This is a genomic window from Rhizobium sp. Root1203, from assembly GCF_001424945.1.
GTDB lineage: Bacteria > Pseudomonadota > Alphaproteobacteria > Rhizobiales > Rhizobiaceae > Rhizobium.
The window spans coordinates 171400-184544 of the sequence record NZ_LMCW01000067.1 but is presented as its reverse complement, the minus strand read 5'-3'; the positions used below and the strand labels follow the sequence as shown (position 1 = coordinate 184544).

General features: G+C 58.8%; 14 protein-coding genes and 1 tRNA gene. 7 read left to right on the top strand and 8 right to left on the bottom strand.

The genetic code is table 11. The annotated features are described in order from the left end of the window. The first annotated feature begins 15 nt into the window (after positions 1 to 15). From ASC97_RS30400 to ASC97_RS30365, 6 genes are all read left to right on the top strand, one after another. On the top strand, positions 16 to 948 hold the full coding sequence (locus ASC97_RS30400) for a hypothetical protein (protein ID WP_057472042.1): 933 nt from the start codon (positions 16 to 18) through the stop codon (positions 946 to 948). A gap of 264 nt (positions 949 to 1212) precedes the next feature. Beyond that, positions 1213 to 1410 carry a hypothetical protein gene (locus tag ASC97_RS30390; RefSeq protein WP_156390503.1) on the top strand — a complete coding sequence of 66 codons (198 nt, stop codon included), beginning with the start codon at positions 1213 to 1215 and terminating at the stop codon, positions 1408 to 1410. 72 nt (positions 1411 to 1482) lie between these two features. Continuing rightward, a complete protein-coding gene (locus tag ASC97_RS30385) occupies positions 1483 to 2163 on the top strand; it encodes a hypothetical protein (RefSeq protein ID WP_057472039.1) in 681 nt (226 codons plus the stop codon). Between the two features lie 1467 nt (positions 2164 to 3630). After that, positions 3631 to 4755, top strand: a complete 1125-nt coding sequence (locus ASC97_RS30375; protein WP_057472037.1) for a phage major capsid family protein — start codon at positions 3631 to 3633, stop codon at positions 4753 to 4755. Between the two features lie 31 nt (positions 4756 to 4786). Next, positions 4787 to 5008, top strand: coding sequence for a hypothetical protein (locus ASC97_RS30370; protein WP_156390502.1), 222 nt, complete (start codon positions 4787 to 4789; stop codon positions 5006 to 5008). Next, positions 5005 to 5232 carry a hypothetical protein gene (locus ASC97_RS30365; protein ID WP_057472035.1) on the top strand — a complete coding sequence of 76 codons (228 nt, stop codon included), beginning with the start codon at positions 5005 to 5007 and terminating at the stop codon, positions 5230 to 5232. The genes ASC97_RS30370 and ASC97_RS30365 overlap by 4 nt, the downstream gene beginning before the upstream one ends. Before the next feature lie 261 nt (positions 5233 to 5493). Here the strand turns inward: ASC97_RS30365 and ASC97_RS30360 are convergent, their stop codons facing one another. Both ASC97_RS30360 and ASC97_RS30355 read right to left on the bottom strand, forming a co-directional pair. After that, positions 5494 to 7146 (bottom strand): DUF1254 domain-containing protein, encoded by a 1653-nt coding sequence (locus ASC97_RS30360; protein ID WP_057472034.1) that lies wholly within the window; start codon positions 7144 to 7146, stop codon positions 5494 to 5496. Between the two features lie 82 nt (positions 7147 to 7228). Beyond that, entirely contained in the window at positions 7229 to 8713 is a 1485-nt protein-coding gene (locus ASC97_RS30355; protein WP_057472033.1) for a DUF1254 domain-containing protein, read from the bottom strand. A 433-nt stretch (positions 8714 to 9146) separates the two neighbouring features. Here ASC97_RS30355 and ASC97_RS30350 point away from each other — a divergent pair, with 433 nt between their 5' ends. After that, positions 9147 to 9428: a hypothetical protein gene (locus tag ASC97_RS30350; RefSeq protein ID WP_156390501.1), complete on the top strand. Its 282-nt coding sequence runs from the start codon at positions 9147 to 9149 to the stop codon at positions 9426 to 9428. A gap of 253 nt (positions 9429 to 9681) precedes the next feature. Here the strand turns inward: ASC97_RS30350 and ASC97_RS30345 are convergent. The 6 genes from ASC97_RS30345 to ASC97_RS30320 form a co-directional block, all read right to left on the bottom strand. Next, positions 9682 to 9758, bottom strand: a tRNA-Pro gene (locus ASC97_RS30345). A 59-nt stretch (positions 9759 to 9817) separates the two neighbouring features. Then, positions 9818 to 10081: a hypothetical protein gene (locus ASC97_RS34530; RefSeq protein ID WP_162246733.1), complete on the bottom strand. Its 264-nt coding sequence runs from the start codon at positions 10079 to 10081 to the stop codon at positions 9818 to 9820. 109 nt (positions 10082 to 10190) lie between these two features. After that, complete coding sequence (locus tag ASC97_RS30335; protein ID WP_057472030.1) at positions 10191 to 10856, bottom strand: HAD family hydrolase; 666 nt, start codon at positions 10854 to 10856, stop codon at positions 10191 to 10193. A gap of 110 nt (positions 10857 to 10966) precedes the next feature. Next, positions 10967 to 11503, bottom strand: a complete 537-nt coding sequence (locus ASC97_RS30330) for a MerR family transcriptional regulator (protein ID WP_057472029.1) — start codon at positions 11501 to 11503, stop codon at positions 10967 to 10969. Positions 11504 to 11713: 210 nt separating this feature from the next. Continuing rightward, positions 11714 to 12052: an integration host factor subunit alpha gene (locus ASC97_RS30325; protein ID WP_037063690.1), complete on the bottom strand. Its 339-nt coding sequence runs from the start codon at positions 12050 to 12052 to the stop codon at positions 11714 to 11716. Positions 12053 to 12159: 107 nt separating this feature from the next. Next, positions 12160 to 13131: a beta-ketoacyl-ACP synthase III gene (locus ASC97_RS30320; RefSeq protein ID WP_057472028.1), complete on the bottom strand. Its 972-nt coding sequence runs from the start codon at positions 13129 to 13131 to the stop codon at positions 12160 to 12162. Positions 13132 to 13145: the final 14 nt, after the last annotated feature.

The window sequence follows — 13145 nt, the reverse complement described above, 5'->3', positions numbered from 1 at the left end:
GGGGAACGGCGGCCGATGACTGACGAAACCAAGACGTACGAAGGCAAGCCGGCCACCTTCAAATTCGAAGTTCTGAATATGGTCAACGGAGACCGGGAATGTTCGCCGGCGTGCCTTGCCGTCATGCTGGTTTATGTCAATCGCATGATCGGCCAGCACTCAGCCGTTTCCCTTACCTATCTGGAAATCGAAACCGGGCTTAGCCGGAATACCATCATACCGGCCCGCCGGCGATTGATCGAACTTGCCTACCTGAAGCCCGCCGGAATCAATGAAAAGGGCACACAAATGTTCGAAATCATACTGGACCGGGCGCGGCAACTAGCCATCAAAGCCGTCAGGTCTGCAGCTTGGAAGGCGGCAAAAACCGAAAAACCGAGAATACGCCGGAAAGCGGTTATAAATCAGACGATTAAGCCAACTTACGGGGGTACGGATTCTGCACCCCATAAAAGCGCGGCCGACGTTCAGGGGGGGTGCAGAATCTGCACCGCCACGGGGGGTACGGATTCTGCACCCAATACCTTTATTGAATCCGTTGATGCCATATCTTCGCTTCACTCAGATATGGGCGGGAATTGCTGCGCAAAACCCGCCGCCGCTCTTTTGAAGGAACGAGCGCCCGAAATTCCAAATCCTGCAGAGCCGATTTATATCCATGGCTTTATCGGCCATCACATCGGGTTCGTTTCCCCTAAGCGCTGCAGAACCTTTCACGACACTTACCCGCATACCAATATTGCCGCCTTTCTTAGCCAGATCGACGCAATGGCAGGGAACGGCACGTTTCCAACGCAGAGCGAGCCGGCCGAGTTCGGGCGCCTCCTATCGCTGGAATTGCGAGAAGCGGAAATGACGGCGGCTGGCAAAAAGTACGGTCGGCGCTTCCCCTGCTACACGAGCATGCAGCGCTACCTCAAGCAGCGGGACGAATATGGCGGGTTTTAGGGCCTCGAAACCTTCGCCTTCAGCGCCTCGATGCGCTGGATGGTCTGATAGGCCGGTTGCCGGCCGTCGCCTACCGCCAGCCGCCAGACTGTCATACGCGATATTCCGGCCCGCTGCGCGATTTCGCTTCGCGTCAAGCCGGCGCTTTCAAGTCCGACAATCATAGCCTGGAACAATTCGGGGGCGCTCATGGCGCCGAATATAGCAAATCCGCCAATCGTGGCGAATGGCCAAGCCGGGGCCGAAACCGGCGGAGGAACGGCAATGGACGAAGAACTGCAGAAATGGATTGTCGAAACCTACGGCCAGTTTGATTCCGTACCCTGGCTAATCGAAGCCGAGAAGAAATTCCCCGGCTTGAGCCCCGAACAGTTCGAAGCGGCTTTGAGGGAAGCCGCCCCCCGCGCTTTGGCGCATGCGGACGAACTGGAAACCTTCGTTGACAACCGAAACCACGCATAAACTCCCCGTTTGTGGGGGCTTTCAACTGGCCCCGGCGACAATCCGGGGCCGCCAACCCAACGGAGGACGGAAATGGACAACGCGCCCGACTACAAAAAATGGCCGATACCCCAATGCGGCGTTGACCGGCGGCAAATGATCTACCGAAACGCGATCCCCGCCGACCATCAAGAAATTGTGGACGTGGCCGTAGAGATCACCGAACACTTGAAGGTCAACGGCGACCGCGCCGAAGCGATTGTGAAAGTCATCGAAGCGGCCAAGCCGACATTTCACCAACTGGACCAGATTTACCGCCACGCCTTTCACCCGCTGCTTTCGGTCGCGATAGGCGAAGCGATGATTTGCCCGGCGAAGACTAGAGACAAGCAAATTGCCGACGCTTTCGCGCCCGTCATTGCCGCCGCCATGCGGGTGGAATACGAACCGCCGCCGCCGCGCAAGCGTTCGACCAATCCCGCGACGCAGGATTTCCAAAAGCTTGTTCGCGGTACCGCGTCGTCGTTGGTCTCGGCCATTCGATGGGGGCAATGGGACCACCCGATGATGCAAGAAAGCTTTTTCAAGAACCACGCCGCCCTTCGCGAAGAGCATCTGAAGCCGCTCATGCAAGCCGGTATCGAGGAAGCGAAAAGGGATATCGAGCGCGCCAAGCAGGATCTGCAGACGGCCGAAAAAACGCTTGAGCGACTGGAAGCGCTTGAGCGCCAAGGCGGCATCAAACTTCCCGTAAAACCGGCCGGAATTCCATAACACTTACCTGACAAAAATTCCGGGCCGATTTCGAGGGGTTCCAATTGAAACGGTCGGCGCCTCTTTGGCCCCCTTTCCCGAAGGATTGGTTTCCGGGGCTTGCGCGGGTGTTGGTGCGCGAATTCGCGCGGGCACGTAATCTTGCGGAGCTGCGGCAAATCATTGCCAACGGGAAACGGATTGGCCTTGGTTTCTGGTGGGTTTCCCGGTCGCGTTTGGCAATAAATTGCCGACGTGCGAAATTCTGCGCAGCGCCAATTGGCGCAATGGGGCTTTCCGCCGCTTTGGTTTCCGGGGGTGTTTCGTGGTCTGACGCGCCATTTGGCGCTGCGGCAACATTTGTTGCGATTTTCGGCTTCCGGGGCTTGGTTTCCGGGGTTTGTCGGGGGCGCGGGTGAAACATTTGTTGCGGGGTGCGGGATTTCCCGCAACGGGCGTTTGCGGACCCAGGTTTCCGGGGCTTTTATCGGGGCGGGTGCGGAATTTCCCGCAGACTGCGCCATTTGCCGCAACAGGCTCTTTCCGCCCCTTGGTTTCCGGGGCTTCGCCGGCGGCGGGTGCGGCTTTTGCCGCAGGTGGCCCATTTGGGCCTTTTGGCTCTTCCGTTGGCTTGGTTTCCGGGGCCTTGGTTGGCGCTGGTGGCGCATTTGGGCCACCGTGCGATCCATACATACCGAAAAGCAAATATTCCCTTGGGAACGGAACCGAACCTTTGCGAACGGGACGCGAACCCGCTTGGCAATGCGTCCAGCGTGTTCTCTTTGGATGTGAAAAGCGGGGAACGGAAGGGGGCCGGGGGGCTATGGGAGCCTATGCCGCCAGCGCCGGCCAGCGCCGAGCGCCTGAACGCATGAACGCCATTGGACGCAAGGAAGACCGCAACAGCGCCCGCGCGCGTCAGCGGCCCGCTATGGCCCTATACGAACCCATGCTTCCTAAGCCCTACCCAACCATGCCGAAGGCTTCGCGAATGGGTTGCAACGAACGGGCCGCCGCGCAAGGGAAATAAAACAGATATTCCGCCCGTTCCGAGGTGGGCCATGACGCTATGCGGAGACCGCATGCATTTGGTTCGAACGCCGGAAATCTCGCGTCGCCGCGAGGTTTTGATTTCATCGATACGCGGGAGGGTTGCAGCCTCCGGGGCGGGGAGGTCCAAAACTCGGACCCCGCCCTCGCCCTGACCGCCCCCTCTACCTCGCGCGCAATTTCGCGATAAATTTTTTGCCGGTCCATCGCCAAAAATGGCCCCTTTTTAAGGGGATGCAACCGCCAGTTAATCGGCTTTCTCAGGACATAAATCGGCGCGACCTATGCGTAAAATCATAGCTACGCTACAAGTTGCCCCTCTATTGCATATCTTCCAAGGCAAGCGCATGATTCCCAAGCCGTGGGTAAGTGGAAAGCGCGCTGACAGGCCAGCGACAGGTTGCAAGCCACTTGCCCCTAAAAATTTAGGGGAATTCTATGAGCGACTTGGCAAAAATCAGCGCCCAACTTCATTCCGTCAAAGAACTTTGCATCGGCCTGTCCCGCGCCTTTCGCGACAGCAAGCAGCAACAGCGCCGCCCGCCAGACATGGGCAGCCGCGTTATTCGCGCCATGGCCGCCGAGGCTAGAGCCGTCGCGTTCCAGCAAGACCTCCAAACCTACGTTTTCAACGTCTACCCGGAAGCCCAAGCCGAACGCATTCTGGAAACCAGACGCGACCCGGCGGGCGCCATGAAGGCGGCGACAAACCCGGCAATGACGACCGTAGCCGGTTGGGCGTCCGAACTGGTTTCAATAGCAACCGTCGCCCCGCCGGTGGTTCTGGCGCCAACCGCCGCGCTTTCCCAAATTGCCGTTCGGCCGGCTGTCCTGGCTATCGATTTGGCGGCCGGCATTATCCGCCTTCCCGGCTTGACGCCCGGCGATTTCGCCGGCGGCTTCGTTGGCGAAAACGAGCCGATACCGGTTGCCAAAGGCGCAATCAGCGGCGCGACAATCACGCCGCACAAAGCGGCGGTAATCTCCACCTACAGCCGCGAACTGGCGAAATCGTCCAGCTTTGAAATGATCCTTCGCGCCGGTATCAACGCCGACCTTGGCCAGACAATCGACAAGGCGTTTCTAGGTTCGGGCGCCGCGACAGCCGCGCAACCGGCCGGCCTTCTGTTCGGGGTTGCTCCCTTGGCCGCAAGTACCGAAACCGGCGCCGCCGGGGTTGGCGAAGACCTGTCAGCGTTGGCAAGCGCCATTCCTGCGAGCGCCGATTTGATATTTATTTCCCGGCCGGAAACCCGGTTCCGGGCGCAACTATTTGCGCCTGGCGCGCTTGCCGGCAACTGGATTGATAGCGCCGCCGTAGCAGCCAACCAGATTATCGCGGTTGACGTCGCAAGCTTGGCGGTTGGCTTCGACGGCTTCGAATTTTCCGTTGTTGAATCGGCCGTCGAAGTCTTGGAGGATGGGACGGTTCCGGCCTTCGCGACCCAGCAGACCTATTCGTCTTGGCAAATGGCCCTAATCGGCATGCGTTGCCTTTGCGACGTAACTTGGGGGCTTCGGGCCGCCGGCCGCGTCGCGCATATCGACGCGATTGCATGGTAAACGCGCCATGGATCAGAAACACCCCGTCATCATGGTTCCGAAGGGCTTCAATGAAGCGCTGGAAGCGGTGTTGCCGCTGATCCTGCAGGACGAACGCGAAAAGACGGAAGCCAGAATCAAGAAGGTGGTTGCCGATATTAATATTTCCCTCAGACAGGCGGCCGAAATGTTTGACGAACAAGACGCGGCAATAAGCGAGCTTCGCGCCGAACTGGCGGCGGCGAAACCGAAGACAAAGAAGGCCGGGCAATGAGCCTTGCACGCTACTATCGCGACCTTGCCACGCTGGCGGCCGAAGCTTGCGACAAATTCGAAGCCAGCCAGCCAAAACCGAACGCTGACGTTCTCCTGGATTTCTACGACGAGGTGGCAACCTCGATGATTAACAGCCTTCGGCATGTGCTTGAGACTACCAGCGCCACCCGCAAGAAAATGGCGGCCGGGGACGTCGCCGCCGACCCGTTGCGCCTACACTGATGTAGTTCATGTGAATCTGCCATGCTGAGCGTCGCGGCAGGGCAATGGCAGATAGGCGGGCGGCGGCGCTGCTTGGGGCGGTGTCGCCCGTCGCCAATCATGCGGAGATTGAGAACCAGAGCGCAAGAAGCTGTTCGAAAGGGTGAGTGCGCGGTCGCAAGCCATGATCACCATTTTACGAGATAGGCGCTGATTGGCGGCCAGCCACCAGCGCTTTCCGGCCGAGGCGTTGTCGCCTATCGGCCCAAAAGCGGCAGATTCCTATTGGACCAATTCTATCTCGCTGGGCCGCCACTCTTTCGTGAAGAACGTCTCCAACGGGCTGTAGAGCCGCAGGATCGTGAACCAGCCCTTTGCGGGATCGGTCTGAATCCAGTTTCCCTCGCTGACCCCTTCCGGCTTCTTCGGGCCAAAATACACCACCGTCGAGCCGTCTGAGGCTGATACGGCGGCGGGTGTCGGGTAGCTCTGGCTGCCCGCGCGGGGATACCGCTGCGGCGTTTCGAGCATCGAGCGCGACTGGTTGTCGTAGACGGTAAAGGACCAGAATTTCCCGGCAGGAATGTTTGCGGGCAAGGAGACCTTGTAGGTCTTGTTGCCGTCAAAGTACTCGCCCTTGGAATCCACGGTCTGGATAAGATACTGCGAGCCGATGTCGGTGAGCCGCATAATCATGGCTGGCGTGATGAAGGTGTATCCGAAGAACATGGCCGTGCGCACGTTCAATGTGCGAGCCCCGGTTGGTGGATTGACGGAAATCGCTCCTTCCGGGCTGACCTCTGGCGGCGGGGTCTCCATGTCATAGCCGCCAAGGAAAAGCGGGTTGAACCATGTCGAGTTCGGGTAATAGTAGCCGCCATCCGACGGACGCCACTTGAAGTTCAGGGTCCGCGCCGCAGCGTTTCCGATGGCCGCCGCATCGGTCAGGATTTTCTTCATCCGCGCGTCCGGAGCAAACGGCTTTCCCTTGACGATACCAATGGCCGCAAGCGACCCCATGATTTCCGGATCGAGCGCTCCCACCGGTTCCTTCTGAACAACGTCGTTCAGCATCTCGAAGTAGCTGAAGTCGCTTGGCGGTATCGTGTTGATGACCTTGCCCGTCCCTTCGGTGAACTTGACCGGCTCCTTGGGGCGAAGAAACTCCCAGTCGAGCTTGTAGTCCGGCGTTCGGGCCAGCGTCGCCTTTCCCTGCAGAGCCGAGCCGATGCTGGTGCCGTAGCCGCCGGGAAGATAGGGGTAGACCTTGAGGGTCTTCTTGATCTGCGCCGCAACTGGCTTTGGGTCGTCCTTTTCAAGGAACGACCGCCCAAGCAACGTGGCCCGGGTCGTGCGCATTTTCTGCACGAAGTAGCCGCTTTCAGGCAGCTCGCCCTTGTAGCCGGGCGGCACGAACAAATACCTGCCTCCCTCGCCACGGTCGGGACCGGGCAGACCGAAGTCGGTGATCCACTGGAACCACATGTCGTCGACCACGCCAAGCGAGAGCGGCGGCGTCTCAACGACAATCGGCCCGTCGGTGACATCAAGGTTTACCCAGAAGTAGATGGTGTCTGCGTTCGCCGTCAGGAAGCGGGACTTGGCATCCATCAACTCGGAGAAGATCAGGGCGGTGTTGTTGGCGACACCCACATCCTGCACACCCTTGAAGATGGCAGCCACGGAAGCGCCCTGGTAGGCATTCACGAAGGCTTCGACGCCGTGCATGAGGTCGAGGTAATCATAGGCCTTCTGCACCGTCTCCTTGCTCGGCGCACCGTCCTTGTAATTCAAGGTACCGATGCTGCTTTCAACGGTGTCGGGGGTCACGACTTCTTTCGGCAGCTTGCCGCCGTCTTGAGCGTACGAACTTGACACGGCAGTCGCACACAGCAGAGCCATGGCGATGAGGTTCTGTCGTCGGGCGATCTTCATGATATTCCCTCTCCATGCCAACTCAGTGGCTAATCTTCGCAATCGCACTCTCAGTGGATGGCAGCGACGCCACACCGGATCGCTAGTTCACCTTCTTGATCTCTGGCGGCTGCCATTTCCCATTGAGGACAGCAGCCTCGGGCCAATAAAGCCGAAGAATCAGGGAGAAGTGCCCATTGGGGGCCGGTAACCAGTTTGCCTCCATCTCCGCCCCCGGCGACTTCGCCCCGAGGTAGAGGGTCAACGATCCGTCGTCTGCGTATTTCAGGTCCTTGTTCTTAGTGCCGAGCGAGAAGCGGTCTAACGGATTGGCAAAGAAGAACTTCTCCTGATCGTATAGAGTTAGGGACCAGAACCCTTTTACCGGTGGAACCTGGCCCTTCGGGAAGGTAATGCTGTACTGCTTGGCGCCATCGAACGCGTTCCCGTCGCTGTCGAATTCACGCAGATTGTATTGCGTTTCCGCCGCGGTGTTCTGGTACATGCTCGATTTGCTGATGGCAGTGCGATTGAGGTAGTCCGTTCCCCATTCCGCCGCATTTGCCGGGACCGTCCAGCCTGTGTCAATTCGCTTGCCATTGTACTGGAACTGAAAAAGCGGGTCGATAAGTTCTTTCTCAGCGGCAACGAACGAGGCGTTCAATGCGTTCTTCGTCTCCGGGTTCTTCGATGCTGCATCCCAGATCGAGGCGATCCATTTATACAGTGATTCCTCACCGGGAAGCGGCGGCACTTCCTTCATGACCACCGGCAGTTCGTCGTAGTAGGTTTCCGGATTCACCCACTTGCTCTCGCCCTTAGGAGCGTTTGATGCTGCTGCCGGAACGGGGAAATCTGGGGATTTGGCGTAATCCTTGATCTTCATCTTGCCGTCAAACTTGCTGAGCGGATACATGACGACTTGATTGATAACCGGTTGAACGGCTGCGCTATCCTCGGGCGTCGAATCCTTGAACACGCGCGGAACAACGAAGACGAGATCGGTAGAGGACCTGATGACGCCGCTAATGCCCTTCGGCACCTTTCCCTTCCAGTTGCGTCCGACGATCATGTAGAAGCCGGGCTTGGTGCCGTATTGCTGGCCGATCCGCCCGATTTCGTCCGTGCGCTGATCGTACATAGCATAGACATAGAAACGCTTGCCGAAGTCGGGAACCTGGATGACGGTCGGCTCCTTGTCGAGCTCGGTGAAGCCCGCACCGTAGGCGACGTCCTGGTTGGGGCAGACGATGAAGGTCTGGTCCGGGTTTACGTAGCCGGTCAGCATCTGGTTGAAGCCGACGGGGGCAACAGGCACGACTCCTCCAAGAAGGCCGGGTTCAGGTGCTTCTCGAAATGCTTGGCGGCGGTTATGAGCGTTGACCAGCGGGTAGCCCCAGAAATAGGCCATACGACCAACGAGTTGGACATAGTCGTTGGTCATCGTGTTGCCGGGAACGGGCCCCGGAACATCTGCCGCCGTCTTCGGTATCGGCACTTGCAGGGACTCGGCGAAGACGGCGGTAGGCATGACGAATGCCGCGGTGGTGAGCATTGCGGCTGCGAATAGGCTAAGGTTCTTCATCATTCCCCCGTCGATTATCTAGCGATCCGTTCAAAAGAGCCGAGACGGTAACATGTAGGCGGTGACGCTGATATTGACCTAAAGGTCAACTGGCAGGAAGAAAATATACGACTTCAGATGGTCGATCCGTCCAGCCCGCACAACAGAGGTTACGCGAGACTACGACCACCAAATCCATCAAGGGTTCTTTCGAGGGACTGCTGCACAACGTCTGCTCATGGCGCAAAGCCGTCGTCTGCCAGGTCGGTTCAATAGATCCTGCTGCGCGTTACCGGTTGCTTCCAATAGCAATCGGTCCGCTTGCCGCTTATGTAGCAGCGCGGCGACGGATAGCCGCCAAGGCGCAGGGAATAATGGTGAACGACCTTGCGGCCGTTCTTCTCCGCCGCGAAGCCGTCCAGCGTCGGCCGCGTGTGGTAGCTGGACGAAGCCGCGATTGCTGAAGCGGTTGCTGCAGCGACCGGTTCAAAACGGCGGGCCGGTAATGAGCCCGCTGGCGCGCTACTATCGCGACCTTGCCGAGATCGCGGCCGAAACATGCGACGCTTTCGAAGCCCGACAACCGAACGAAGACGTTCGCCGGGATTTTTATGACGCGCTGGAAAAATCGGTAATTGAAAGCGTCCTCTTCGTTCATGATATTACCCGCAATCCAAGGTTTGTGGCCGAAATCGTCCGCGAAAGATGGCCAGACGACGCTTCGTTGCGTCCCCACTGAAAGGAATTCTGCAAACCGCTGCGTCCCTTCCCCTAACTTGGCTCACCGCCGCCCCGCCGCGCAATCGGCGGGGTTTCGTTTCCGCCCTACCCTCGGCCGATGCGCGATTCGCAGTCAGGCCGGTGGTTGTAGGCGGCGAAGGGAATGCAGCCTCTAAAGGCAAAAATGGCCCCAGACTGGCCCCAAAATCGCAAACAGAAAGACCGGCCCCGAAGGGTCGGTTTTCTAATATATTGATATCTTTGGGGAAAAATGGTCGGAATGGCCGGATTTGAACCGACGACCCCTTGACCCCCAGTCAAGTGCGCTACCAGACTGCGCTACATTCCGTCACGCCGAAAACGGCTTGATCCTGTTAGTCTTTCGGGATTTTCGGTGCAAGCAGAAAATCATGCGGCGGGAATAAAAAACCATGAAAGGCGTGGAAAGGCGCACGCCAGCGCGAGAAACCCATCAAATGTCACCGGCGGCTCGTCGACCGCTTCGCTCTCCTGCGCCTTGCCAAAGACCTTGCCCCGTCGAAGCCATCTGTCTAAGGGAGAGTTCGTATTCAGGGAGTTGACCAATATGCAGATCGAGATCCCCTGCCCGAAGTGCAGGAACACCAGAATGAAGTTCGAGCGCCCGGAGCCGCTGGACAGCGACATCATCACGTGTTTTACCTGCGGGCACGAACTTGGGACGCTTGGCTCCGTCAAGGCCAGGATGCTGGCGTCTCTCGAGCGCATGAAGAAGCAGGCATTACAGCGCAAACAGTAACGGCTACTGCTCCAGACCCACACGCCCGTCTTCGAAGGCCACACCACGGCAGCCGAGGTAATCAGGTATCGAGAAATGCGGCGTTTCGAACGGCGTCGCATGCGTTGCAGTTATCACGGTGACGTCCGCACCGGCGGCTTCGCCAGCAAGGATGCCGGCAACGGCATCCTCGAAAACCAGGCATTTCGTCGGATCGACGCCCAGCCGCTTGGCGCCCAGGAGATAGCATTCCGGGCTGGGCTTGCCGGCAACAACCTCATCTCCGCTGACAATGACGCCAGGCATTGGAATGCCTGCTGCAGCCATGCGGCGCCTGGCGAGTTCGATGGGCGCGGAGGTAACGATTGCCCATCGTTCGGGAGGAAGGTTATTCAGGAAGGAAATCGCGCCGGGAATCTCCACGATACCATCCACGTCTTCCATTTCCTCGTCGAGCAACTGCTTCGCCTCGTGAGCCGGATCGACGCCCGGCAGGGACAGCTGATGAATCACGTCGACAGCACGAATGCCGTGAATGGTCTTCAGAAAAACCTCCGGCTCCAGACCGTGCCGTGTCGCCCAGCCACTCCAGACCCTCTCGACGACAGCAATGGAGTTCAGCAGCGTCCCATCCATGTCGAACAGAAAGGCTTCGTAAGGTTTGCCGGCAACAGTACGGGAAGCGGACACGAAGGTCTCCTTTTATGCAATATTGTCAAAGCTGAGCACCTACCGCCGCCCAACCTCGGATGGGGCAGCCGCCGGTTCAAATCATGGCGACGCCGGCCTGTGCGCGCCGATCAGCGAACCTGATCCAGGAGGCGTTTGCATTCGAGAAGGTCATAGAGCGCCTCCTGCAGAAGCGCCCGGTCCTCCTTGCCGACGCTCGACTTGCCGAGCGACACTTCCGGCGACTCTTCATCGCTGCCGACGAAATTGAAGAAGCGGCGGGTGATCGGCGGCTTGGCGCGACCGACGACCTGGTCCTCCTCGGACATGCCGACACGCGGCTCGGCCACATCGCCGTCCTGCTGGCCCGTCAAGGCCTGCACGCTTGCAAGGTCGCCATGCCCGATAGCAATGACGAACTTGTTGCCATTGGTCTTAAGGAGTTTCTGCACGCCCTTGATCGTGTAGCCATGGTCGTAGAGCAGATGGCGGATCCCTTTCAGAAGATCGACGTCCTCTGGCCGGTAATATCGGCGACCACCACCGCGCTTCATCGGCTTTATCTGCGGGAACCGCGTCTCCCAGAAGCGCAAGACATGTTGCGGAAGATCTAGGTCGTCCGCTACCTCGCTGATGGTGCGGAAAGCATCCGGGCTCTTGTCCAACATATTACTCCCTACACGATCTTCAGGCGCACTGCCTGCCGTCCGGCGGCAAGGCGTGGGCTCCAACACCGACAGGTGGTGCGCCGCGACTCATCATATTTCAACGGTTTGCGGCCGCGAATTCAAGTCACGTCTTGAATAAGCACAAAAAACGCTGGGAGAAGTTGATGGGAGACTGCGGAGGAACGAGCGTCGGCTTGCCCGGCGCAGCGATCAAGCGGCCGGGTTTGCAGGCTTCAGCTTGGCCTTGCGGGACATATGGGCCTTCAAAATCCGGGTCTTCAGGACATTGGACGCCTTGAACGTCATGACGCGGCGGGGTGAAATGGGCACCTCCTCGCCGGTCTTCGGATTGCGGCCGATGCGCTCGTTCTTGTCGCGCACCTGGAATGTTGCAAAAGAGGAAAGCTTGACGGTCTCGCCACGAACAATGGCGTTACAGATCTCGTCGATTACAGTCTCCACAAGCTCTGCCGATTCCGTTCTAGACAGACCGACCTTGCGAAAAACCGATTCCGCCAAGTCTGCTCGCGTGACTGTTTTGCCGGTCATGGTTTCCCCGCCCATCCGTTTAGTTTTATGAAAACGAACGAAGAGTATTTGTCTTGCGCCTTACGGTCAAGCTCTTGTTCGTTGTCAGTTTTTTCGATTTTAGGCGGTTACCAGCGCAGAAGCACGGCGCCCCAAGTGAAGCCGCCGCCCATCGCCTCCAGCATGACGAGATCGCCCTTCTTAATGCGACCGTCACCCGCTGCTGTTGCAAGTGCAAGCGGGATAGACGCCGCTGACGTGTTGCCGTGGAGATCAACGGTGATGACGACCTTTTCGGGGGCGATGTGCAGCTTCTTTGCAGAACCATCGATGATACGCCGGTTCGCCTGGTGCGGCACGAGCCAATCCAGATCGTCAGCGGTTGTGCCTGTGGCATCGAAGGCCGCCTGAATGACGTCGGTGATCATGCCGACCGCATATTTGAAGACCTCGCGGCCTTCCATACGCAGCTTTCCGACCGTTCCCGTCGTCGACGGGCCACCATCGACGTAGAGCTTCTCCTTGTGCGCGCCATCCGAACGCAGGTGCGCCGTCAGCACGCCACGGTCAGTCGTCACGCCTTCGCCGGGCGAGGCCTCAAGAACGATCGCGCCGGCGCCGTCGCCGAAGAGCACGCAGGTCGTACGGTCGTTCCAATCGAGAATGCGCGAGAAAGTCTCCGCACCGATGACCAGGACACGCTTGGCCAAGCCGCCGCGGATATAGGCGTCAGCGGTCGTGACAGCATAGACAAAGCCGCTGCAGACCGCCTGAACGTCAAAGGCGAAGCCGTGGCTCATGCCGAGGCGGTTCTGGATATTCACCGCGGTTGCGGGGAACGTATTGTCCGGGGTTGACGTGGCGCAAATGATCATGTCGATATCGGCAGGCGTGAGGCCGGCGTTTTCAAGCGCCGCGCGGGCTGCTGCCTCGCCGAGCGAAGACGTGGTCTCGTCGTCGCCGGCAACGTAACGCTGATGAATACCTGTGCGCTGGACAATCCATTCATCGGAGGTGTCCACAACGTCTTCCATGTCGCGATTGGTCATTACGCGCTTCGGAAGCGCGGCTCCGAACCCGCAAACCACTGAACGGATCATATTCACTAAACCCC